At 82.1% G+C, this 602-nt stretch carries 1 pseudogene; it reads left to right on the forward strand.

The features are described from left to right. Window positions 1–75: 75 nt before the first annotated feature. Window positions 76–602: pseudogene (locus tag GTR00_RS23035) on the forward strand (hypothetical protein); the annotation flags it as partial.

The raw sequence follows: 602 nt of genomic DNA on the forward strand, positions 1-602 counted from the left end.
CGCCCGCCTCCGCCCGCCGGGCGTCCCCGCGGCCAGCGTGCCCGACACCGGCCCCCTCGGCCCGGCGAGGGGGCCGTGCGCACCGGGGCGCGCCGCGCCGCCCCGGCCCGTCACGTCCCTGACGCGCTGCGGACCCCGGCGGCGGACCTCGTCGTGGCCGGCGCCTGCGCCGTGCACCTGTGGCTGTGCTGGTCGCTGCGGGGCTTCGTCACCGACGACTCCTGGATCAGCGTGCGCTACGCCGAGAACCTCGCCGCCGGGCACGCCTTCGCCTGGAACCCCGCCGGCCCCGTCGTGGAGGGCGCCAGCAACCCGCTGCTCGTGGGCCTGGAGGCGCTGGCGGCGCTGGTGGGCCTGCCGGCGCTGGGCACCGCGCGGGTCCTCGGCGTGGCCGCCGGCACGGGGTGCGTGCTGCTCGTGGGCCTGCGCGCCCGCCCCGTCGCGGGCCGGGTCGCGGCGGCGGTGGGGGCCGTGCTCGTCGGGTGCTGCGCCCCGTTCGCCCTGTGGGCCGTGGGCGGGCTGGAGACCCCGCTCGTCGCGCTCGCGCTGACCGCCGCCGTGCTGGAGCTCGCGCGCCCCGACGGCGGGCGGGCGCGGCGGGC

It is taken from the genome of Kineococcus indalonis (assembly GCF_009906395.1).
Taxonomy (GTDB): Bacteria; Actinomycetota; Actinomycetes; order Actinomycetales; family Kineococcaceae; genus Kineococcus; species Kineococcus indalonis.